This is a genomic window from Mongoliitalea lutea (assembly GCF_014652135.1).
Lineage (GTDB): Bacteria > Bacteroidota > Bacteroidia > Cytophagales > Cyclobacteriaceae > Mongoliitalea > Mongoliitalea lutea.
Window position 1 is genome coordinate 149,760 of sequence record NZ_BMYF01000010.1, and the last position, 23,005, is coordinate 172,764.

The window sequence follows — 23,005 nt, forward strand, 5'->3', positions numbered from 1 at the left end:
TATAAGAGTATCATGAAATTAACTAGCTCCACTACATATACGCCCCATGCAAAATTTCAGGAAGCATTGGCTGAACTGAATGAATACGTTCGCACATCCGAAGCCAAAAAGAGCGATGTCAAAAAGTATCGCAAACAGGTTATTCGTTTGTTTGAAATCACTCATGAACAAGCTTTGCTTACCATGGAGGAATTTTTCCGTAAACAGGGGAAAGGGCCTTTTTCAGGTTCCAGAGATCTAACAGTGGAGGCTTTTCACGCAGACTTGATTGATGATGGAAAGGGTTGGTTAGACATGGTAATCGATCGGATCAAATTCAACCCTGTCTATCCCGAAGATCATGATGCAGAGCTCGCTGAAAAAATCATTCAGCAATACATCAAGCTGATGGATAATTTTGACCGGAAGTTTACTAAGATTTGAATACTGTTTACAGCTCCCTACTAACAGCCAACAGTTCGTTGGCTTCGACTTCGCTTAGCCAACAGTAAGTGTAAACATACGAAGTACAGCAGCCTGTCCCGACCCTCGGGATACCACGAACCAAGTAGGGATTTAGGAAAAAAAATGAAAAGTAAGTCTACCACTAACGAAACCGTGGACTGTCGACAGTGGACAGTTGATCTCACGTGACTAATCACTTAATCAACTAACTGCTCACTGTTCACTGCCCACTGTTTACTCCTAATACCCATACTTTCCTTTCCACTTATCTTTTAGATAACGTTTGAGTTCTTGTTCTCGGGCATTGTTGCCGGGTCGGTAGAAGGGAGTGTTTTTGAGTTCGTCGGGAAGGTATTCTTGGTTGATAAAATTGCCCTCATAATCATGGGCGTAGTGATAGTTTTTGCCATAGTTCAAGTCCTTCATCAGTTTGGTTGGGGCATTACGAAGGTGGAAGGGAACGGGTAAATCACCCGTTTGGCGGACGGCTTGCTGTGCTTCATTTATAGCCATATAAGCAGCATTGCTTTTGGGGCAGCTGGCAAGGTAGGTGACACATTGGGAGAGAATAATTCTTGCTTCTGGATAACCGATGATTTTTACCGCTTCAAAACAGTTGGTTGCCAACAGTAAGGCATTTGGGTTGGCATTGCCGATATCCTCTGATGCCAAAATGACCAACCTTCTCGCAATAAATTTTACATCTTCTCCACCTTCAATCATTCGGGCTAACCAATATACAGCTGCATTGGGGTCAGAGCCTCGGATAGATTTGATAAAGGCTGAGATGATATCGTAATGCTGCTCACCGCTTTTATCATATAAAGCCACTTTTTGTTGGGCAATCGTACTCACTTGGGCATCGGTGATCACACATGGGTTTTCCTCAATGGCATTAACGACGATTTCAAATAAGTTGAGGAGTTTGCGTCCATCCCCTCCCGATAATCGCAGTAAAGCTTCCGTTTCTTGGAGGTCAATAGTTCTTTTTTTCAAATCAAGATCTTTTTCCATAGCCTGCTTCAGCATAGCAAGTAATTCCTCTTTGCCCAAAGCATTGAGAGTAAACACCTGACATCTGGAAAGTAGTGCAGCATTGATTTCAAAAGAAGGGTTTTCAGTAGTAGCGCCGATGAGTCGGATGGTCCCTTTTTCTACGGCAGCCAGTAAGGCATCCTGTTGGGACTTGTTGAAGCGATGAATTTCATCAATGAATAAAACAACTCCTTGTTGAAATTTAGCTTTTTCGATGACTTCCCGGATGTCTTTGACCCCACTGCTGATGGCGGAAAGCGTGTAAAAAGGAACTTTGATTTCGTTGGCGATGATATTGGCAATCGTTGTTTTCCCCACCCCTGGAGGTCCCCACAGAATCAAAGAAGGGACATTCCCAGATTGAATAGCTCTATATAGGAAGGTGTTAGGTGCGCTCAAGTGTTCCTGTCCAATCAATTCTTGCAAGCGAATGGGTCGCATGCGTTCGGCTAGAGGAGTGGGGTTCATTGGTTTTTTGCTTGAAGGAATCTCAAAGATAAAAAAGCTCAAGGTTTTCTAGGGTATATTTTTGGTAAGTATTGATGAGCTGCCAACATTAAATTTTTCAGCCCGTTAAATTCGCTTATTAGGCAAGGTTTTTTGTTTAATTTTGTACGATGAATTCCATGACAGCCACTCCCACATTTACGATTAAAGGCCTGCTGAAAATTAGTAGACCTTCCAATTTGCTGATTGTGGTATTTGCACAGCTGATGACTGCGCATTTTTTGGTGGAGACCACCCGTCAGGGAGTGCCTGTGTTGCAGGATATCAATTTGTATTTGATCATTTTATCCACAGTTATCATTGCCGCTGCTGGATATATGATCAATGATTATTACGATGTGAAGATTGATTATGTCAATAAACCTGCAGAGGTGATCATTGGCAAAGGCATGAAGCGCAGGGTAGTGATTTTTTTGCATACCATACTCAATTTTTCTGGGATTGGAATTGGTTATCTCGTGAGTCCTCGGGTAGCGGTAATTAATTTCTTTGCAGCTTTTTTACTTTGGTGGTATAGCAATGCATTAAAACGTTTGCCATTTGTAGGCAATCTGACAGTAGCTCTATTGACGGGAGCATCGATTTGGATCATTGGTTATTATTATCAAAATGCAGAATTGTTAGTGCTTACTTATGCTATTTTTGCTTTTTTCCTAAATTTGATCAGAGAGATCCTTAAGGATATAGAAGACCGACATGGGGATAGAAAACACGGATGTCAGACCCTGCCAATAGTCTTTGGCTTCCGCAACACCAAGTATATTATATTTTTGATTGCCTTTGTGTTTGTGATTGCCATTTTGGTGGTAACTTTTAAAATCAACAAGTTATCACTCTTCTACTACTTTGGAGGGCTGAGTTTCTTGTTCTTTTTGTTTATGTACAAAATCTACCAGGCCGATCGCAAAGCTCATTTTACACAACTGAGTTTGCTATCCAAGCTTTTGATGTTGGCGGGGATACTGAGCATGGGACTCATCTAAACTGTCAACTTCTCCACAAATAAGGGAACAAAATATAAGCAGCTGCTGCAATGATGGCATTGATGGCGGCAAGCGTGATCAATTTGTCTACGCTCACAGAAAAATCCAAACCGTCGATTGCATTTTTGGATACCCTGATGGCCATTAAGAGAATGGGGATAATCACGGGGAAACTCAAAATAGCCATCAAGGTTGCGTTATTACTTGCCTTGGAAGCAATGCCCGAAACCATGGTCAAACATGCAGAAAAGCCTATAGACCCCAAGAATAGGTTGAGTACAAATAAGCCTTGATCTTCAACTGGATTTCCTAATATGACACTGAAAACCAAGTACCCTAGCAAGGCCAAAACCAATGTTAGCAGGGTATTATACAGCATTTTTGAAATAATGATGGCTTCAGGTGAGGCAATCATGTAATAGTATAATTGCCGGCCTTGATGTTCCTGTATGAAACTCTTGGCAACAGCATTCACTGCGGAAAAAAGTATAATGATCCAGTAAAGTGCATTCCAAGTGGGTACGCCGATATTTCCTTGCTTTGCCCCAACACTCAGATATACAATAAAGACAGCCGACACTACGTAAAGCAAAATACCATTAAGGGCATATTTCTGTCTCCACTCAAGTGTGAATTCTTTGATGATAAGCGTTTGGATCTGTTGCAACATGGGGCAAAGATAGGTCTTAAATTAATTTGTTGCATTTATCCATAGCTGTAATTAAATTGAGCAATTATTTTTATTACCGTCTAATGGAAGATTCTCTAATAATTAAATCTGACCGGAGGGTAATTTTGTTTGTGTTCTGAAGAAGCGTAGTTTCTGATTCGTCTAAATAATTGATTAAATTTTTCATGGCAACTTCACCCATTTCAAAACCAGGATAGTTGATAGTTGTAATTTTTGGCTGCACAAGTCTTGAAATCACCTCATTATTGAACCCTACAATGGCGATGTCCTCAGGCACACGTATCCCCTTTTGTATAAGCTGGTTCATGCAGCTTGCTGCACAAGCATCGTTTGAGACAAAAAGCCCATCAGGTAATGGGTTCATTTGAAGTACTTTATCAATAACAAATTCCGCTGCATTCTCATTAATTTCATTAAGAACAATGATTTGATCTTCATTAAATTCTATTCCTTTATCAATCAAGGCGTATTTAAATCCTTTTAATCTTTCCGCATAGACACTTATTTTAGTGCTTCCCAATACATGTACTATTTTCTTACAACCTTGATCAATTAAGTGGTTAGTTGCTAATTGCGCAGATTGGATATTATCAATAGTTACTCCTACACTATCTCTGCTATTGGCGATTCTATCATAGAAGAGTACTGGAATCCCTTTTTTATGAAAGGGCTCAAAATGCTCTAGTTGCTCGGCTTCACTTGCTAAGGATACAATCAGTCCATCCACTCTACTTTTAAACATAGATCTAGTATTGGCAATTTCTTTTTCGCTTGATTCAAGTGATTGTGTAATGACAAGATTGTATCCGGCCTCATTAGCTACTTTTTCCATACCTGCTAATACAGAAGCTTGGAAACTGCTGTTAAGACTTGGTACAATAACTCCAATATTATTAGTTTTTTTGCTTCTGAGATTGGCGGCAAAAACATTTGATTGATAACCCATTTCCGCAGCAGCTTGAAAAATTTTCTTTTTAGTTTTTTCTTTAACTGCTGGATGGTTATTTAGAGCCCTACTTACGGTGGTAGGTGAGACACCAATATTTTTAGCTATATCATAGATTGTAACTTCTTTATCCATAATTAAAACTGATGAGAAAACGTAGATATCGTATTAGGTACTAATTAAGGTTTTTTTTTCAAAAAAATTTAAAGACCTAATCAAATGTATTTGTTTTTTTTCTCTCATCAAACTTTTAAAGATGAAATCGATTTCTTGTAATTTATCCTTGCGCGAAGTCAAATACACTAATTTTTATAAAAATATTGTAAATTTAGACGAGTTCATTTGTCATTTTTTTTAATCCAAACTTGGTCTTCGCCAATAAAAAATGATCAATATTTTGAAATAAAATGAAATCGGTTGCATTTTTCTAAAAAAATCTCCAAGTTTAGGTCGAAAATGAGAGATCAGGTGTTTGATTATCGGCTACATGCATGATTTATAAGTTCCTCAATTTTTCAATTTTCAACTATAAAATTGTGAAAATAAGTAGTTGTTTTCTTTCGCGATCAGAGATATGAAATCAGAGTGTCGTTTTAGAAACAAGGTTAACTTACGGTAAGATAAACCCAAAAATGTGAGTAATGAAAAATAACCTAATTCAGTCTTGGAGGTGGTTTGGTCCCAATGATCCTGTAAGCCTTAGTGAGATCAAACAAGCAGGTGTAACGGGTATAGTTTCTGCATTACATCATATTCCCCATGGAGAAGTCTGGAAATATGAAGATATCATTCAAAGAAAGCAAGAGATTGCTAAGTTTGGGTTAAGCTGGGAAGTTGTAGAGTCTTTACCGGTACATGAATCTATCAAGACGAATGATGTCAACGCAACTTTTTACCTATCAAATTATATTGAAAGTTTAAAAAACTTGGCTAAGGCAGGCTTGACGACTGTGTGTTATAATTTTATGCCAGTATTAGATTGGACCCGAACCGATCTTTCGTTTACCTTAACTACTGGATCCAAAGCTTTATACTTTGATTGGACAGATTTGGCATATTTTGACTGTTTTGTTTTGAAGAGGGAAGGAGCCGAAAAGAGTTATTCAAAGGCTGTCTTATCAATGCTCCAAAGTAGATTCAATGATTATACAGTAGAAAAGCTCAAAGCATTGGAGGAAATCATTTGTATGGGGGTTCCAACAGAGGCTGCGATCAGTATTCCTGAATTGAGATCGAGTCTAGAAATATACACATCCATTGGTAAGGATGGATTAAGACAAAATTTAAAGCTTTTTTTAGATGCTATTGCTGATACATGTGAGTCTTTTGGTATTCAAATGACTCTTCATCCCGATGATCCACCGTACCCTATTTTAGGTCTTCCCAGAATCGCATCATGTAGCGAAGATTTAGAATGGATTTTCTCCAATCAACCCAAAAAATTTAATGGACTCTGTTTCTGTACAGGCTCATTAGGGGCAGGTCCATTCAATGATATTCCCAAAATGGTTCAGTCTTTTGGGGATCGAATTCATTTTGTGCATTTAAGAAACGTTAAGAGAGATCAATTTGGAAACTTCTTTGAATCAGATCATTTGGATGGAGATGTAGATATGTTTGAAGTGATGAAAGAGTTGGTACAATTAAATAATTTAAGAGAAAAACCTATCCCATTTCGGCCAGACCACGGACATCAAATGCTTGATGATCTTCAAAAAACAACCAATCCTGGATACTCTGCTATTGGTAGATTAAAAGGCCTTGCAGAATTACGCGGCTTAGAGTTAGGGATAGCCAGAATGTTTTCTGTGCTGTCTGATGAATAGTATAATCCAAACCTAGAAATAAACCTATTAAACCAAACACATACATGTTATTAGAACCTATTGATCTTATTGTTTTTATCGGATATTGTTGTCTGATAGTGGGCATGGGTCTTTTTGTCTCGAGGGAGAAAAAAGGTCATGTCAAGGATTCCAAAGATTATTTCTTAGCATCCAAAGCATTGCCATGGTGGGCTGTTGGAGCTTCTTTGATCGCATCCAATATTTCTGCAGAACAATTTATTGGGATGTCAGGTTCTGGCTTTGCACTGGGGCTTGCGATATCCACGTATGAATGGATGGCCGCAATTACACTTTTAGTGGTGGCTATTTTCTTTCTACCTGTATTTATGAAAAAGGGGATTTATACCATGCCCGGGTTTCTTTTTGACAGGTATGATGCAAGGGTACGTACGACCATGGCTATTTTCTGGTTGGCATTGTATGTTTTTGTAAACCTTACTTCTGTGCTCTATTTAGGAGCATTGAGTTTGAATACCATCATGAATGTACCGATGACTTATGGGATTGTTGGGTTGGCACTTTTTGCGATGATTTACTCTATTTATGGCGGCTTGAAAGCAGTCGCTTGGACAGATGTAGTCCAAGTCTTCTTCTTAGCAGCTGGTGGTCTAGCAACCACCTACATTGCTTTGACCATGGTTGGTGAGGGAAGTGCTTGGGAAGGCCTTGGTTTACTAAGAAAAGAAGTGCCTGGGCATTTTTCTATGATTCTTTCCAAAGGAGAAATGATGATTTCAGATGGAAAAGGTGGATTGAAAGATGCCTATTTGGATCTCCCTGGATTGAGTGTCTTGGTGGGAGGTATGTGGATTGTAAACCTCAATTATTGGGGATTTAATCAATATATTACCCAGCGTGCGCTAGCAGCAAAGAGTTTGGATGAAGCACAAAAAGGGATGATTTTTGCTGGATTTTTGAAACTTTTGATGCCTTTGATAGTGGTTATTCCTGGCATAGCTGCTTTGGTAATTGTCAACAATGGAATAGACGCATCTTTTGTTGAGTCGATGAAAGATCCTGTTTCTGGACTGATAAAATCAGATAGAGCATATCCAACCTTACTTCAATTATTACCAACGGGACTTAAAGGCCTAGCATTTGCGGCATTGACGGCTGCTATCGTTTCCTCCTTAGCCTCCATGGCCAATAGTACATCCACGATATTCACCATGGATATCTACAATAAGTACATTAATAAAAATGCAGCTGAATCTAAGCAAGTATTGATTGGTAGAGTTACCGCAGCAGTAGCCTTTATTATTGCAGCTATCGTTGCGCCAGCTTTAGGACAATTAGACCAGGCTTTCCAGTTTATTCAAGAATACACAGGTTTTATAAGTCCAGGGGTTTTTGCGATTTTCTTGTTGGGTGTGTTTTGGAAAAAAACCACATCAAATGCTGCTCTAACGGGTGCTGCTTTGAGTATTCCACTTTCTGTGGTGTTAAAAGTTTATTGGCCTGATTTACCTTTTTTGGATAGAATGGGAGTTGTGTTCCTTACGTTGGTTGCGTTAATGGTAGTTGTAAGCTTAATCGAAGGAAAAGGCAAAGATCATCCAAAAAGCATACAAATTGACAAGAGTTTATTTACAACAAGTCCAGGTTTTAAGATTGGAGCACTATTCATAATATTAATTACGACAGCGCTCTATATTTTATTCTGGTAATTATAGCGATATGAGAAATTTACTTCTAGGATACGATTTGGGGAGTTCTTCGGTAAAGGCAAGTTTGTTGGATGCCGATACTGGCAAATTGGTCGCTTCCGAAACTTTGCCAAAAGTGGAGATGCCTATTCATTCTCCGCAAACTGACTGGGCAGAACAAGATCCTTCCATGTGGTGGGAATATGTGGTAGGTTGTACCAAAGCCTTGGTTTCCCAAGCTACTATACAGAAGGGAGAACTGAAAGCGATTGGTATTTCATATCAGATGCACGGACTGGTTTTGGTTGATAAAAATCAAGAGGTATTAAGGCCTGCTATTATTTGGTGCGATAGTCGTGCAGTGGAGCTTGGCAATCAAGCATTTGAAAAATTGGGGCCTGCCTATTGCCTTCCGCATTTGCTCAATTCTCCAGGGAACTTTACAGCATCTAAACTTAAGTGGGTCAAGGATAATGAGCCGTCCATTTATGAGCAAATCCATAAATTCATGCTTCCTGGGGATTTTATTGCCATGAAGCTGACTGGAGAGATATTGACTACCGAAACTGGCTTGTCAGAAGGTATTTTCTGGGATTATCAGGAGGGTAAAGTCTCTCAAAGGTTATTAGATGTGTATGGTATCGATAAGGCATTAGTACCTGACTATACTGCATCATTTGCACATCAAGGAAAAGTTTCTGCTGATGCTTCTGCTCTTTTAGGAATCGAGGCAGGAATTCCTATTTGCTATAGGGCAGGAGATCAGCCAAATAATGCTTTTTCATTGAATGTATTGAAAGAAGGGGAGTTAGCTACTACCGCAGGGACCTCTGGAACTGTCTATGGAGTGACGACACAGCCGTTATTTGATCCAAAATCTAGGGTAAATACCTTTATTCACGTCAATCACCAAGAAAAAAATCCTAGCTATGGTGTTCTTCTGTGCGTCAACGGGACAGGTATTCTGAATTCATGGACAAGACGCTTACTTGGAGGAGATTCTCTTTCTTATCCAGAAATTAATGAATTGGCAGCAAAGGCAGCAATTGGTTCTGATGGATTGAGTTTTATTCCATTTGGTAATGGTGTGGAGAGAATCATGGAAAATAAGCCTGTTGGGGCAAGTTTGGTGGGGCTAAATTTACTCAAGCATGAGCGTGCACATGTTTTGCGAGCAACACAGGAAGGGATTGTATCAGCCTTGACTTATGGGTTTAATATCATGAAGGGGATGGGGCTTAATCTGAATACGGTAAAAGCAGGACATGCCAATATGTTTTTAAGTCCATTGTTCCGGGAGGCTTTTGTGAATATGAATGAGGTGTCTTTAGAGCTTTATGATACAGATGGCTCTCAGGGGGCTGCAAGAGGTGCAGGAATCGGACTCGGCTTGTATGCTTCGACTGATGAGGCATTTGAAAGTTTGGAGAAAATTGCTTCTCTTGAGCCAAAACAGATCTTGATAGAAGCTTATGCTGAGGCATATGAAGTCTGGAAATCCCGTCTAGCTCAGTTAACAGTTTGAAATTGAATAATTAAAATAAAATAAATCTATTACGCATATGTCGAAAACCTATTTTCCTACGATCGAAAAAATTAAATTTGAAGGAAGGGACTCACAAAACCCTTTGGCTTTTAAATTTTATGATGAAAACCGGGTTATAGCCGGAAAAACTATGAAAGAGCACTTTAAGTTTGCCATTGCCTATTGGCATACTTTCTGTGCGACTGGTGCTGATCCATTCGGACCTGGAACGATGACTCATCCTTGGGATTCAAGCGAAGATGCAGTGCAACGTGCCAAAGATAAAATGGATGCTGCATTCGAGTTTTTTGTAAAAATTGGAGCTCCATACTATTGCTTTCATGATATAGACTTAGTAGATGAGGGGGCTTCCATTGAGGAGTATGAGGAGCGTATGCGAATCATTACTGACTACGCTTTACAAAAACAGCAGGAGACAGGTGTAAAACTATTGTGGGGAACTGCCAATGTCTTCTCTAATCCCCGTTATATGAACGGTGCTTCCACCAATCCTGATTTTGATGTGGTGGCTTGGGCTGGTACTCAAGTGAAAAACTCAATTGATGCTACTATCAAATTGGGTGGTGAGAATTATGTGTTTTGGGGTGGTCGTGAAGGGTACATGTCTTTGTTGAATACCGACATGAATCGTGAAATAAACCACCTGGCAAAATTCCTTACGATGGCAAGAGATTATGCCCGCTCCAAAGGATTTAAAGGTAATTTCTTGATCGAACCGAAGCCAATGGAGCCTACTAAGCATCAATATGATTATGATGCTGCTACGGTTGTTGGCTTCTTGAGACATCATGGATTGGATAAAGATTTTAAATTAAACTTGGAGGTAAACCACGCTACTCTTGCAGGGCATACGTTCCAGCATGAATTACAAATGGCTGTTGATGCAGGAATGTTGGGGAGTATCGATGCCAATAGAGGAGATTATCAAAATGGTTGGGATACAGATCAGTTTGCGATTAATCTACAGGAATTAACAGAGTCAATGCTTGTCATTTTAGAAGGTGGAGGAATAGATGGAGGAGGAGTTAACTTTGATGCAAAAATCAGACGTAACTCCACAGATATGGATGATCTGTTTCACGCACATATAGGAAGTATGGATGCATTTGCGAGGTCTTTAATCATTGCCGATGAGATTCTTCAAAAATCCGCTTATAAAAATATGAGGAAAGAGCGTTATGCATCTTTTGATACTGGTAAAGGGAAAGAATTTGAAGAAGGTAAATTGACTTTGGAAGATTTGAGAGCCCATGCTTTAACAGTTGGTGAGCCAAAGAAAACCAGCGGTAAGCAGGAGTTGTATGAGAATATATTAAATCAGTTTATTTAATGTAAAAATCTTGGTTTTTTCTATTTTAAGGCCGTCTCATTTAATTGGGGCGGCTTTTTTTTATGCCCCTTACATGATTTACACTTCTTAACTTAGGGATAATTGGATAAAAAAATCCCTGTAAGGAGCTTACAGGGATGATGGTAATCGATTTTGATTTGGGTGAAATCGCAACTTTTTGAAATCAATTAATCATCGGTACTAGTTCGAAAGGATGGGGTCAATTGTTTGAATCGTGCCATCAGGATTATGGGTTAATTCGGTCATTTTCACATTTCTTAAATAGGTTTGACCTGAAAGCTCCGTGTCATGATAGAAGATATACCACTTGCCATCAACTTCTACAATTGAATGATGATTGGTCCATCCTTGTACCGGATTTAAAATTACGCCTTGATAGGTAAATGGACCATAAGGAGAGTCTCCTGTGGCATAGACGATTTTATGAGTGTCCCCCGTAGAGTAAGAAAAATAGTAGGTGTTATTGTATTTATGAACCCAAGCTGCTTCAAAAAACCTTCTTTCATGGTCTCCAGCCTTGATAGGATCACCATTTTTATCTTTGATCAAAATAGGTCGTGGGTTTTCTCCAAACTCTAACATATCGGCACTTAACTTTGCTACCATAGGACTAATAGCCGGTTCGTCATCCGCAGGTTCGTCATCGTATGGAGAATCTCCTGTAGAAAGATACTCTCCTGTTCTCCACTTTTGTAACTGACCTCCCCAGATTCCACCCCAATAAATGTAATAGTCATTACCATCTTGGAAAACAGCTGGATCAATGCTGTAAGAACCTTTCATCGGTTCAGGCTGTGGAGTAAATGGTCCAGTTGGGCTATCACTTACAGCGACTCCCAAACGGAAGATATTGTCATAGTCCTTAGCAGGGAAATAGAGGTAATATTTTCCATCTTTATGTGCTGCATCAGGAGCCCATAGTTGTCTCTTTGCCCAAGGAATGTCATCTACATCCAATACTCTTCCATGATCTACAGGAACTGAATTGATATCATCCATGCTGAAAACATGATAATCTCGCATGTTAAAGTGTGCTCCTGAATCATCCTCCTCTACCTCTGACATGACATCATGAGATGGGTAAATGTAAATTTTACCATCAAATACATGTGCAGAAGGATCTGCAGTGTACATGTGTGAAATTAATGGAGCACTTAGAAATTGTGTGTCAGCAGCAGTTTCAGTGTCTTCCGTAGTACTGCTTTGATTGCATGAAAACACCATCAATGGAGCTGTTAAGAGGAAGGCTATCCCTCTAGCATATTTTAGGTTCATAGGTCATTGAATTTTGTTGCTATCAAAAATAGAAGAAATGAAATCGGTTTCAAAATTATAAAATGTAATTTTTACACTAAAATTTGTCAGATTCATAATTTCTGATCGGCAGTTCATTTCTAATTCGTTTGGAAGATATCAGATCAGGTGGGTTTTTTATCTCAAAAGAATCAAATTTCCTCTTATGAATTTGTCTTTTCATTCGTCGTTAGCGGTTAAATTAAAGTGATTTCTTGCTTCTTATCAAATCTATTTTGAATTTACTATGACAAATGTCATGTTTTGGACGGTTTTTGATCAAACATTCCTAAGTTATGACTTCCTAATTTTGACCTATTAAATGATTAATTCATGAGATATAATAAGAGTGTTTTTATCGCTACAGCCCAGCCCTTCAGTGGAAAATCAATCATTGCTTTGGGCCTCGTAGATATGTTGTTGGCCAAAGGCCAAAAGATAGGTTACTTCAAACCTATTATCAATAATAGTCCTGAAGTGAAAAAGGATGCACATATAGAAACTTTAATGGAGTATTTCAAACTCCCCTTAGATTATGCTAAATGTTACGCATTTACAAGAGAGCAGGCAAATACGCTCATTGAAAATGGTATGCAGGGAGAAATCATAGATACTATTATCGATAAATATAAAAATCTGGAATCTGACTATGACTTCACCATCATTGAAGGCAGTGATTTTTTAGGGGAGGGTACAGCCTTTGAGTTTGATGCGAATATCACCATAGCTAAAAATCTCGGAACTCCTGTGATTGCAGTTGTTTCGGGTGAAAATAAGACGGTTGCTCAGATTCTTAATTCAGCAGCGGTGACCGTGCAGAACTTTACTTCGAGAAAAGTGGATGTATTGGCTTTGGTAGTCAATAAAGTAAAAGAAGAAGATGTAGAGGAATTAACCAAGGCAATTGGAAACCATATTCAGGCTGCTATAAAAATTACAATAATCCCGCAGATTGTAGAGCTCAAAAGCCCTACCATGAACGAGGTGAAAAAATACTTGGATGCAGAGGTCTTGTTTGGGGGGCAATTTCTCCATAACAGGGTTGATCATTTCATTTTTGGAGCCATGCAGATTTCAAATTTCTTGAATCATATCAAGAAAAATGTGCTCATAGTAGCCCCAGGGGATCGAGCTGATATCGTTTTGGCTTCTTTGCAGGCTAGCTTGTCTCAAAACTATCCAAAGATAGCTGGGATTGTGCTTACAGGTGGCTTTGAACTCGCCGAGTCGGTGATCAAACTCATTGAAGGTTCTGAGGTGAATTTGCCCATACTGTCCGTCAAAGAACCTTCTTTTTATGCGGCAACCAAAGTGGCTGGGATTCATTCTAAAATATCGCCTGACAATCAGGCGAAGATTGAGTCAGCAGTGAATATATTTAGAAAGTATATTGATGTAGAAAGTTTGGAGACTGCCATGGCAAATTTTGTCCATGTAGGCATGACTCCGCGTATGTTTCAATACCAATTGGTAAGCAAGGCCAGAAGTACAAAAAAACATATTGTTCTCCCGGAGGGAAAAGACGATCGTATTTTATTGGCTGCTGACAGGTTAGTGAAGCAAGATATTGTGAAAGTCAGTATTCTAGGTGAGGTGAAAGAAATGAAGGCAGCGATCAACCGTTTAGGTTTGAATTTGAGTGAGGAAAACTGCCAATTAATCAACCCCGTTGAGTCTATTTACTTTGATGATTATGCCAATACTCTGTTTGAGTTGAGAAAAGGGAAGAATATGCCTTTGGGTGTAGCAAGAGACTTAATGTCCGATGTGGCCTATTACGGTACGATGATGGTGTACAAAGGACATGCTGATGGAATGGTCTCAGGTGCTGCACATACTACAGCACATACAATCCGGCCTGCTTTACAATTTGTCAAAACCAAGCCTGGAATATCCTTAGTATCCTCCATTTTCTTTATGAGTTTACCGGAGCGTGTATTGGTTTTTGGGGATTGCGCGATTAACATCAACCCGAATTCAGAAGAGTTGGCTGAGATTGCCATTTCTTCCGCAGATACTGCCAAAAGTTTCGGAATCGAACCGAAAGTAGCTATGCTTTCGTATTCATCTGGAGCATCGGGTACAGGGGAGGATGTGGAAAAAGTTAGGAAAGCAACCGAGTTGGTAAAAGAAAAAAGACCCGATATTTTGGTGGAAGGGCCCATTCAGTACGATGCCGCAGTAGATCCACAAACGGGCCAACAAAAAATGCCAGGCTCACCGGTAGCGGGTAAAGCGACGGTTTTAATTTTCCCTGACTTGAATACTGGTAATAATACCTATAAGGCTGTTCAGCGAGAAACAGGTGCTATGGCCATTGGTCCTATGCTTCAGGGGTTGAATAAACCTGTGAATGATTTGAGTCGAGGCTGCACGGTAGATGATATCTTCAATACCGTAGTAATCACATCCATACAAGCACAAGAGTAGTTTTTATGAAAATATTAGTTATTAACTCGGGAAGCAGTTCCTTAAAGTATCAAGTATTTGATATGCCTAATGAAAATCCAATTTGTACGGGTTTGGTGGATAGAATTGGTTTAGATACAGGCAGTGTTTCGCACAAAGTTTTCAAAGATGGAGCGCAACAAACATTCTCCATCCAAATGCCGATTCCTGACCATGAGGTGGGACTGCAACAAGTTACCTCACTTTTAGTAGATGTGGAGAAAGGCGTTTTGGAAACTTTGGATGAAGTAAAAGCAATCGGTCATCGAGTGGTCCATGGAGGTGAAGAGTTTGCTTCCACCACCGTTATCGATGCACAGGTCAAAGATAAAATCAAGGAGCTATTTGCATTGGCGCCCTTGCACAATCCGCCAAACTATACAGGGATTGAGGTGGCGGAGAAAGTTTTTCCAAATGCCACCCAAGTAGCTGTTTTTGATACAGCATTTCACCAATCCATGCCTCCTGTGGCCTATCGCTATGCGATACCTAAGGAATTATACGAAGAAAAAGGTGTCCGGGCTTATGGATTTCATGGCAGTAGCCATCAATATGTAAGCAAAAAAGCTTCGGAGTATTTAAAAGAAAAGTCATCTAAATTAATCGTTGTTCACCTTGGTAATGGCAGTAGCATTACGGCGATCAAAGATGGGAAATCTATAGACCACAGTATGGGCTTGGGCCCTATGGGTGGTTTGGTGATGGGTACACGTGCTGGGGATATTGATCCATCAATTATTTTTCATTTGATCAATGAACGGGGATATTCAGCCAAAGAAGTCAATGACCTGCTAAATAAAAAAAGTGGATTATTAGGCTTATGCGGCTACAGTGATATGCGAGATGTCAAGCAAGCTATAGAAAGTGGCGATAGCGACGCAACCTTAGCATACGAGATCTATGCTTACCGTATCAAAAAGTATATAGGCAGTTATGTTGCTGTCTTAAATGGCCTGGATGCCTTAATTTTTACGGCAGGCATTGGTGAAAATGATGCAGAGATGCGCGAAGCAGCCTGTAAGGATTTGTCTTACCTGGGAATTACATTGGATAGTGATAAAAATAAGCTTCGTAGCAATGCCATTCGAGAGGTGCAAGCAGCCGATAGCCCCGTGAAAATATTGGTTATTCCTACCAATGAAGAGTTGGAGATTGGGCAGCAAACTTATGAGTTGGTGAATACATAGATATTGGTAGATACTGGATATTGGGATATTTGGGGTGGAGAGATTTATTGGTGTAGTAAGAGGAAATAAGGTTGAAATATGGTGGAAATAAATTGAAATAATGGTTCAGGGGTGCTAAAAGCAATTTTTCTACAACAAAAAATCTGTGGAAATCTGAGGCATCTGTGGACCGGAAGGATATTAGTGGATACTGGATATTGGGATATTTGGGTTGGAGAGATTTTTTGGGATAGAGAGAGGAAATAAGGTTGAAATATGGTAGAAATAAAGTGGAAATAATTGTTGAGGGGTGCTGAAAACAATTTTTCTACAGCAGAAAATCTGTGCGAATCTGAGTCATCTGTGGACAGGAAGGATATTGGTGGATACTGGATATTGGGATATTTTGGGTGGAGAGATTTTTTGGGATAGAGAGAGGAAACAAGGTTGAAATATGGTGGAAATAATGGTTGAGAGGTGCTGAAAACAATTTTTCTACAGCAGAAAATCTGTGCGAATTTGAGTCATCTGTGGACAGGAAGGATATTGGTGGATACTGGATATTTAGATATTTGGGGTGGAGAGATTTTTTGAGGTAGAGAGATGAAATAAGGTTGAAATATTGTGGAAATAAATTCAAATAATGGTTGAGGGGTGTTAAAACCAATTTTTCTACAGTAAAAAATCTGTGGAAATCCGTGTTGATCTGCTATTTATCTGTGTTAAAAAATCTTCTCAATCACCCGGGCTAGTTTTTCTTTCACATCAGCGGCAAGTGGCTCAATATCGGAATTTCCGAGTCCGCCCATGGCTGCTAAGGGGTCAATGGCAGCAACTTCTATGGTTTGCTCATCAATCGATCTGAGGACTACATTGCAGGGAAGCATCACACTCATACGAGGATCTAAACTCAGCACCTTATCAGCATAGACAGGATTGCATGCGCCTAGTATCAAAAAAGGGCGATAGTCCTTGTCTAGTTTCTTTTTCATGGTTGCCTGAATATCGATTTCGGTAAGCACTCCAAAGCCTTCTGATGTCAGTGCAGCTTCCACTTTTGTTTTAGTTGTTTCAAAATCGTTGGTTGGGATGGTTTTGGAAATAAAGTATTTCATAGAAAAGAGCTTAGTTTAACAACCACTAAAATAGGAGTTTTATTCTCCCAGTTTTGTGACTTACGATACCAAGGGAGCCAACTCTAAAGATAGATAATAAATATGACTTTGGTTTTTACTTATCATTCTTTTTGCTCAACTTATGGTTCTGTTTGATTATTAATAGTTTGCATAAAGTAAAAAATAGAAATAGTCCATAAACGTAATCACCCAATATAGACGCTATGAAGCAAGCACTTAATTCGATTATTTTATCAGTTCTTATTTTATGTTCCTGTCAATCCAAGGAAGGCGAAGGACCTGTATTTGAAATTACCATTGCGGAATCTTTGATTGAGCAAGCTCAAGACGGTAGATTGATCTTGATGCTGTCTACAAAAGAAGGTTCAGAACCTCGGTTTCAGATTTCTGATGGACCAGAGTCACAACTTGCTTTTGGGATAGATGTGGAAGATTGGGAGCCGGGTAAACCAATGGTAATAGATTCTGATGCATTTGGTTACCCGATAAGAAGTTTGAAAGATATTCCGAAGGGGACTTATCAAGTGCAGGCATTGCTTAATCGCTATGAAACCTTCAACTTAAAAGATGGTAGAATCCTTAAATTACCACCTGACAAAGGAGAAGGTCAGCAATGGAATCGCAAACCAGGTAACTTTTATAACCTGCCTATAACTGTGGATCTTGAAAAGTCAGGGAAAGTAGCGATTGTTTTAGACCAGGAAATACCTCCAATACCGGCTCCAGAGGATACCAAATACATCAAGCATGTGAAAATGAAAAGTGAGATGCTGAGTGACTGGTGGGGGAGTGATGTCTATTTAGGGGCAAATGTACTTTTGCCGCATGGATTTGATGAACATCCAGAAGCACGCTATCCTTTGATGATTTTTCATGGGCATTTCCCATATACCTTTGGAGGTTGGAGAGAGACACCGCCAGATCCAGATTTAGAGCCGGATTATGCTGCCCGCTTTGGGATTAGTGGATACAATATTCTTCAGCAGCAAGAAGCCTATGATCAATACAAACAGTGGGTTAGTCCTAATTTCCCACGATACTTGGTAATTGAAATCCAGCATCCCACACCTTATTATGATGATAGCTATGCTGTCAACTCTGCTAACCAAGGTCCTTATGGGGATGCGATAACCTATGAGTTGATCCCATACATTGAGGAAATGTTTCGAGGAATAGGAGAGGGGTGGAGCCGATTCCTTTATGGTGGATCCACTGGCGGCTGGGAGTCTTTAGCCGTAATGATCAAGTATCCTGATGAGTACGGTGCCTGTTTTGCAGCTTGTCCTGATCCAATCGATTTTCAAGCCTACACCGTGGTAGATATCTACAAAGATAAAAACGCTTATTTTCTGGATAGTCCATGGAAGAAAACTCCGCGTCCCGGTAAAAGGGATTACTTAGGGCATGTCAGTGCTACCTTGGAGGAAATGAATCACAGGGAATTGGTTTTGGGTACCAAAGGAAGAAGCGGTCAGCAATGGGATATCTGGGAAGCGACCTATTCTCCTGTTGGACCTGATGGTTATCCTGCCAGGCTTTGGGATAAGGTTACTGGTGAGATTAATCCAGAAGTTGCCGCTTTTTGGAAGGAAAATTATGATCTAGGCCATATTTTGAGAAGAGATTGGGAAAAAGGCTTGGGTGAAAAACTCAAGGGCAAAATTCATATTTATTGCGGCGACATGGACAACTATTATCTTAACAATGCTGTGTACTTGGTGGAAGAGTTTTTGGAGAGCACTACCAATCCATACTATGCAGGTGAAGTCGATTACGGTGACCGTGCAGAACATTGTTGGAATGGAGACCATGATAACCCCATTTACATTTCAAGGTTGCGATACAATACTTTCTATTTGCCAAAAATCCTTGAAATTATAAAAAGAGATGCTCCTCAAGGGGCAGATTTAAGCAGTTGGAGATACTAATAAAAAATCCCACTCTTGGATAAAACCCTATGAGTTTTGGGAGAGTGGGATTGTTTAAAGTGGAGCTGGCGAGATTCGAACTCGCGTCCAGATAGGGAAACACCGTACCGTCTACATGCTTAGTCACCTATTGGGTTTTCGACTGTTGTTTGCTGGGTGACACACCGGACAACAGCTTAGCCACTAGTCTTAATTCCGCTTAGTAGCCTCACGGAAAGCAGCTCTGTCTGATCGACACCCCAAATCCTCCTGGACAAAACAACAGAAGGCGGGATGTGGCTGGGGAATCTCTATCGAGACTCAACCCTTTAAGCAGTATCTATCCCCTGAGGGTTAGATTAGGCAGCCATGGCGTAACGAGTTTCGCCAATTATGTTCGTATGAATGATTCAAGGCCGTACATACTCCAGCCTGCATGCGAGCCCAGTCCTTACACCTACTGTCAAAACCGGTCAGCCCCATGTTTTGGGATGGCAAATATAGCTCAAAAACCGTTCCCTTCTAGAAATAAGTTCCTATTTGACATAAATCTTCCTTTGCTATGAAGGTTCCCTGTCAACTTATCCCATTAAAAATTCCATCAACCCGCATTTTCGGTTAATTTTACAGCGTGAAACACCTATTTGTTATTCTAGTTTTTGTTTTCTTCTGCAGTTGTGGGAGAAATTCTCCTCCTGCCGGCCTACTCTCCGAAGATCAATTGATCAATGTATTGATTGATATACATTTGGCAGAGGGCTATGTTACTACTTTCCCGATTCACTACGATTCCTCACGCATGCTGTACCCCCTATTAGAAAAAGAGGTTTTTGCTAAACATCAGGTGGAGGATTCAGTTTTTAAAAGCAGTCTGGAGTTTTACATGCGGGATGCCAAGCATATGGATAAAATCTACGCACGTATCATCGACTCATTAAGCATCAAAGAAAAAGTAGGAGACCAATAACTGATGATGATTTACCCCAAAAATCTGGAGGAAAAAATAAATTTTACCAAAATCCGGGAATTGCTCAAAGAAGAGTGTGCAGGACCACTTGGAATTGAGTTTGTAGATAAGATGTCCTTTACCAAGGACCCCAAACTGCTTACCCGATTATTGGAACAAACGGCTGAATTTAAGCAAATCTTAGAGTCGGGAGATTTTTTTCCAGCTTCAAACTTTACCAATATCCACCCATTTTTGGATAAGGCTAAAATCGAAGGGACTTTTTTGTATGAAGAAGAATTCCATGAACTGAAACTCTCCCTACAAACATTATTTTCTTGTGTTTCATTTATTTTAGATCGATCTGAGCAATATCCGCAACTGTTTGAGCTTTTGGGTTTGGTGCATATGAACTCAGACCTGCTCAAAGCGATCGAGCGCGTAATTGATGAAAAGGGAAAAATCCGTAGCAATGCTTCGAAGGAACTTTCCATGATTCGCTCGCAGATTTTGTATGAGGAAAATAGGCTTCGAAAAGTATTGGAAAGAATCTTTCGAGATGCTAGATCCAAGGGATTGACCCCGGAGGATTCCTCCATCACTATCAGAGGAGGGAGAATGGTAATCCCTGTTTTGGCAGAATACAAGCGAAAAATCAGTGGTTTTATTCACGATGAATCTGCCACAGGCCAAACAGTCTATTTGGAGCCCGCTGAAGTGCTGGATATCAATAATGAATTGAAGGATCTAGAGTATATGGAGCGTAGGGAAATCCAAAAAATCCTCACCAAACTGACCGATCAGCTCCGTCCAACGATTCCTGATTTGCGTAAAGGCTTGACTTTTTTGGGCCTGATAGACTTTATTCGGGCCAAAGCTAAATTTGCCGTCAAAACAGGCTCATGTAAACCCACCATCGAAAAAGCCAAAATACTGGATTGGTTCAATGCACGTCACCCACTATTGGAATTTGCCTTGAAGCAGCAAGGGAAAAAAATTGTCCCTTTGAGGTTGGAGTTGGATCATAATAGGAGATTGCTGGTGATCTCCGGGCCAAATGCCGGGGGGAAATCGGTTACATTGAAAACGGTGGCCATGGTGCAGTATATGCTTCAATGTGGTTTATTAGTCCCCATGGACGAGCATTCTACCATGTGTATTTTTGATAATTTTTTCATAGATATTGGGGATGAGCAAAATATTGAAAATGACCTGAGTACCTATAGTTCTCATTTGATGAGCATGAAGTACTTCACCCAAATGGCTACCAAAAAAACCATCGTGTTTATTGATGAATTTGGTACAGGTACGGAGCCTATTTTTGGTGGAGCAATAGCGGAGGGCATCTTGTTGGCCTTAAATAAGTCAGGGGCTTATGGGGTCATTACTACACACTATGGCAACCTCAAAGAGGTGGCTTCCAAAAACCAAGGCCTAGTCAATGGGGCAATGCGCTACGATGTAGATAAGCTGGAACCCTTGTATCAATTGGAAATCGGAAAACCAGGTAGTTCGTTTGCTTTGGAGATTGCTTCAAAGATTGGTATTTCCAAAGATATCATCGCATATGCCAAAGAGCATATAGGAGAAACCCGTGTGAAATACGACCGCATGTTGACCAAGTTGGAAAACGAAAAAACCAAATTGGAGCAATTGGTCCACGACAACCAAAAGCGGGAACGCTTATTGGAACAGCGGATGAAGGAATACAATCAATTGAAAGAAACAATTGACACCAATAAAAAGCAATACATCCAACAGGCCAAAGCGGAAGCTAAAGCCTTATTGGATCAGGTAAATCAAAAGATTGAGCAGTCCATCCGTACAATTAAAGAAACCCAGGCGGAGAAAGAAGCTGTAAAAACGATCCGAAAAGAATTGGAAGTCCTGAAGCAAGAGGTAAAACCTGTGGCAGAAGTTCCTGTAGTAGAAAAGCAAATTAAAGTCATCGGAGGGGAAATTGCTGTGGGTGATTTTGTGCGTTTAAAAGATAATGGTGCGGTTGCTGAGGTGTTGGCTCTTAAAAAGAAGGAGGTAGATATTCTGATTGGTGAATTAAAGTCCACTGTCAAAATCAACCGCCTTGAGAGAATCTCTAATGCTGAGATGAAAAAGGAGAAAAAATCCTTTGCCAAAAGAACAGGTTTTGATACGAATACCAAGATGATGGAATTTTCTCCTAACCTGGATTTACGAGGAAAAAGGGGAGAAGAAGTACTGCCTTTGGTTCAAAATTTTGTGGATGATGGCTACATGTTAGGAGTAAAAGATTTGCGGATTGTTCATGGGAAAGGGGATGGTATCTTGAGAGAAATTACCCGAAACTTACTCCGGACAATGCCGTATGTGGGTAGACTAGAGGACGAACATGCAGATAGAGGAGGGGCCGGGGTCACTTTAGTAACCTTAAAAGTCTAACCCCATTCTCAATGGCTACTTATCGAAGATTTATTTTTGTTTGCAATGGTTCCGATTGTAAAAAGGGAGGCTGTAAGAAGCTCCAAAAAGACATTAAAGAGTTAATCCGATCAGAAGACTACAAAGGGAAGTTTAAGATTATTAAAACCAAATGTATGGATTTTTGCAAGTCCGCTCCTGTGATTGTCCTCAATAACGAGGTGCTCAAGAGAGGCAGTGTGGAGCTGTTGAAGGAAAAGCTTTGAGTGAAAAGAGTCCACGAATGGTATGAAGGCGCATTGGCTTTCACGCAGAGGTTTCACGCAAAGGTTTCACGCAAAAGGCGCAAAGGCGCAAAAATGCTTGATCAAGCCCAAATCTAAACTCTACCCTCTAAAATCTTAAATAAAAAAGTCCACGAATGGCACGAATTACACGAAGGCTCCTTTCTGCACGTACAAATCTAAAATCTACCCTCTAAAATCTTAAATAAAAAGTCCACAGATGTCACAGATTTGCACAGATTAAGGTGTTGGGAGAAACTTGGGGGATAGTTTAGAAAAATTGCAGGCCTGATCATTTAATTTCCTCGCATGGCTCGGGTGATGGGGATTCGGAGTTGGACGTTCATCATTCGATATTTTTTTTCTCGCCACGAGCGCCACGGTTGAGCGCTATGCCCGCAAAGTAGGTTTTCATCTCATTCTAAATTCCTC

General features: G+C 40.1%; 17 protein-coding genes and 1 other RNA gene. 12 read left to right on the plus strand and 6 right to left on the minus strand.

Annotated features, from left to right (window positions below):
• Positions 1-12 precede the first annotated feature (12 nt).
• Positions 13-423: a nucleotidyltransferase substrate binding protein gene (locus IE080_RS09855; protein ID WP_189581456.1), complete on the plus strand. Its 411-nt coding sequence runs from the start codon at positions 13-15 to the stop codon at positions 421-423.
• Positions 424-684: 261 nt separating this feature from the next.
• Here the strand turns inward: IE080_RS09855 and IE080_RS09860 are convergent, their stop codons facing one another.
• Complete coding sequence (locus IE080_RS09860; RefSeq protein ID WP_189581459.1) at positions 685-1,947, minus strand: replication-associated recombination protein A; 1,263 nt, start codon at positions 1,945-1,947, stop codon at positions 685-687.
• Positions 1,948-2,096: 149 nt separating this feature from the next.
• On the opposite strand from IE080_RS09860, the gene IE080_RS09865 reads away from it, so the two are divergent.
• Positions 2,097-2,969 (plus strand): geranylgeranylglycerol-phosphate geranylgeranyltransferase, encoded by an 873-nt coding sequence (locus tag IE080_RS09865; protein ID WP_189581462.1) that lies wholly within the window; start codon positions 2,097-2,099, stop codon positions 2,967-2,969.
• 4 nt (positions 2,970-2,973) lie between these two features.
• Here IE080_RS09865 and IE080_RS09870 read toward each other — a convergent pair whose 3' ends face one another.
• A complete protein-coding gene (locus IE080_RS09870) occupies positions 2,974-3,639 on the minus strand; it encodes a heme exporter protein CcmB (RefSeq protein ID WP_189581465.1) in 666 nt (221 codons plus the stop codon).
• A gap of 73 nt (positions 3,640-3,712) precedes the next feature.
• Positions 3,713-4,741: a LacI family DNA-binding transcriptional regulator gene (locus tag IE080_RS09875; protein WP_189581468.1), complete on the minus strand. Its 1,029-nt coding sequence runs from the start codon at positions 4,739-4,741 to the stop codon at positions 3,713-3,715.
• Positions 4,742-5,247: 506 nt separating this feature from the next.
• Between IE080_RS09875 and uxuA the strand changes: the two genes are divergently transcribed.
• Genes uxuA through xylA form a run of 4 tightly spaced genes read left to right on the plus strand, consistent with a single transcriptional unit; the run spans position 5,248 to position 10,975 of the window.
• The gene (uxuA, locus tag IE080_RS09880; RefSeq protein WP_189581471.1) at positions 5,248-6,432 is read left to right on the plus strand and encodes a mannonate dehydratase; all 1,185 of its coding nucleotides are present in this window, start codon (positions 5,248-5,250) and stop codon (positions 6,430-6,432) included.
• Positions 6,433-6,476: 44 nt separating this feature from the next.
• Positions 6,477-8,120 (plus strand): sodium/sugar symporter, encoded by a 1,644-nt coding sequence (locus tag IE080_RS09885; RefSeq protein WP_189581474.1) that lies wholly within the window; start codon positions 6,477-6,479, stop codon positions 8,118-8,120.
• 10 nt (positions 8,121-8,130) lie between these two features.
• Positions 8,131-9,624 carry a xylulokinase gene (locus IE080_RS09890; RefSeq protein WP_189581478.1) on the plus strand — a complete coding sequence of 498 codons (1,494 nt, stop codon included), beginning with the start codon at positions 8,131-8,133 and terminating at the stop codon, positions 9,622-9,624.
• Positions 9,625-9,661: 37 nt separating this feature from the next.
• Positions 9,662-10,975, plus strand: coding sequence for a xylose isomerase (gene xylA / locus IE080_RS09895; protein ID WP_189581481.1), 1,314 nt, complete (start codon positions 9,662-9,664; stop codon positions 10,973-10,975).
• A gap of 201 nt (positions 10,976-11,176) precedes the next feature.
• Here xylA and IE080_RS09900 read toward each other — a convergent pair whose 3' ends face one another.
• Entirely contained in the window at positions 11,177-12,271 is a 1,095-nt protein-coding gene (locus IE080_RS09900; RefSeq protein ID WP_189581484.1) for a glycoside hydrolase family 43 protein, read from the minus strand.
• 351 nt (positions 12,272-12,622) lie between these two features.
• Here IE080_RS09900 and pta point away from each other — a divergent pair, with 351 nt between their 5' ends.
• Both pta and IE080_RS09910 read left to right on the plus strand, forming a co-directional pair.
• Positions 12,623-14,719, plus strand: a complete 2,097-nt coding sequence (gene pta, locus IE080_RS09905; RefSeq protein WP_189581488.1) for a phosphate acetyltransferase — start codon at positions 12,623-12,625, stop codon at positions 14,717-14,719.
• A 5-nt stretch (positions 14,720-14,724) separates the two neighbouring features.
• Positions 14,725-15,924 carry an acetate/propionate family kinase gene (locus IE080_RS09910; RefSeq protein ID WP_189581491.1) on the plus strand — a complete coding sequence of 400 codons (1,200 nt, stop codon included), beginning with the start codon at positions 14,725-14,727 and terminating at the stop codon, positions 15,922-15,924.
• Positions 15,925-16,625: 701 nt separating this feature from the next.
• Here IE080_RS09910 and IE080_RS09915 read toward each other — a convergent pair.
• A complete protein-coding gene (locus tag IE080_RS09915) occupies positions 16,626-17,018 on the minus strand; it encodes a DUF302 domain-containing protein (protein WP_189581494.1) in 393 nt (130 codons plus the stop codon).
• Positions 17,019-17,242: 224 nt separating this feature from the next.
• Here IE080_RS09915 and IE080_RS09920 point away from each other — a divergent pair, with 224 nt between their 5' ends.
• Entirely contained in the window at positions 17,243-18,967 is a 1,725-nt protein-coding gene (locus IE080_RS09920) for an alpha/beta hydrolase-fold protein (protein WP_189581497.1), read from the plus strand.
• A 57-nt stretch (positions 18,968-19,024) separates the two neighbouring features.
• On the opposite strand, the gene ssrA is transcribed toward IE080_RS09920, so the two are convergent.
• Positions 19,025-19,427, minus strand: a transfer-messenger RNA (tmRNA) gene (ssrA, locus tag IE080_RS09925).
• A gap of 150 nt (positions 19,428-19,577) precedes the next feature.
• Between ssrA and IE080_RS09930 the strand changes: the two genes are divergently transcribed.
• The 3 genes from IE080_RS09930 to IE080_RS09940 are packed head-to-tail and all read left to right on the plus strand — an operon-like array spanning position 19,578 to position 22,555.
• Entirely contained in the window at positions 19,578-19,913 is a 336-nt protein-coding gene (locus IE080_RS09930; RefSeq protein ID WP_189581500.1) for a DUF4296 domain-containing protein, read from the plus strand.
• Positions 19,914-19,919: 6 nt separating this feature from the next.
• Positions 19,920-22,310: an endonuclease MutS2 gene (locus IE080_RS09935; protein ID WP_189581521.1), complete on the plus strand. Its 2,391-nt coding sequence runs from the start codon at positions 19,920-19,922 to the stop codon at positions 22,308-22,310.
• An 11-nt stretch (positions 22,311-22,321) separates the two neighbouring features.
• Positions 22,322-22,555: a (2Fe-2S) ferredoxin domain-containing protein gene (locus IE080_RS09940; RefSeq protein ID WP_189581503.1), complete on the plus strand. Its 234-nt coding sequence runs from the start codon at positions 22,322-22,324 to the stop codon at positions 22,553-22,555.
• The last annotated feature ends 450 nt before the right edge of the window (positions 22,556-23,005 follow it).

Bases quoted from the DNA above. Each gene is read 5' to 3' on its own strand.
- IE080_RS09900 (WP_189581484.1), bottom strand. From the start codon at position 12,271: ATGAACCTAAAATATGCTAGAGGGATAGCCTTCCTCTTAACAGCTCCA.
- pta (WP_189581488.1), top strand. From the start codon at position 12,623: ATGAGATATAATAAGAGTGTTTTTATCGCTACAGCCCAGCCCTTCAGT.
- IE080_RS09915 (WP_189581494.1), bottom strand. From the start codon at position 17,018: ATGAAATACTTTATTTCCAAAACCATCCCAACCAACGATTTTGAAACA.
- IE080_RS09920 (WP_189581497.1), top strand. From the start codon at position 17,243: ATGAAGCAAGCACTTAATTCGATTATTTTATCAGTTCTTATTTTATGT.
- IE080_RS09875 (WP_189581468.1), bottom strand. From the start codon at position 4,741: ATGGATAAAGAAGTTACAATCTATGATATAGCTAAAAATATTGGTGTC.
- IE080_RS09855 (WP_189581456.1), top strand. From the start codon at position 13: ATGAAATTAACTAGCTCCACTACATATACGCCCCATGCAAAATTTCAG.
- IE080_RS09890 (WP_189581478.1), top strand. From the start codon at position 8,131: ATGAGAAATTTACTTCTAGGATACGATTTGGGGAGTTCTTCGGTAAAG.
- xylA (WP_189581481.1), top strand. From the start codon at position 9,662: ATGTCGAAAACCTATTTTCCTACGATCGAAAAAATTAAATTTGAAGGA.
- IE080_RS09865 (WP_189581462.1), top strand. From the start codon at position 2,097: ATGAATTCCATGACAGCCACTCCCACATTTACGATTAAAGGCCTGCTG.
- IE080_RS09910 (WP_189581491.1), top strand. From the start codon at position 14,725: ATGAAAATATTAGTTATTAACTCGGGAAGCAGTTCCTTAAAGTATCAA.
- IE080_RS09940 (WP_189581503.1), top strand. From the start codon at position 22,322: ATGGCTACTTATCGAAGATTTATTTTTGTTTGCAATGGTTCCGATTGT.
- IE080_RS09885 (WP_189581474.1), top strand. From the start codon at position 6,477: ATGTTATTAGAACCTATTGATCTTATTGTTTTTATCGGATATTGTTGT.
- uxuA (WP_189581471.1), top strand. From the start codon at position 5,248: ATGAAAAATAACCTAATTCAGTCTTGGAGGTGGTTTGGTCCCAATGAT.
- IE080_RS09870 (WP_189581465.1), bottom strand. From the start codon at position 3,639: ATGTTGCAACAGATCCAAACGCTTATCATCAAAGAATTCACACTTGAG.
- IE080_RS09935 (WP_189581521.1), top strand. From the start codon at position 19,920: ATGATTTACCCCAAAAATCTGGAGGAAAAAATAAATTTTACCAAAATC.
- IE080_RS09860 (WP_189581459.1), bottom strand. From the start codon at position 1,947: ATGAACCCCACTCCTCTAGCCGAACGCATGCGACCCATTCGCTTGCAA.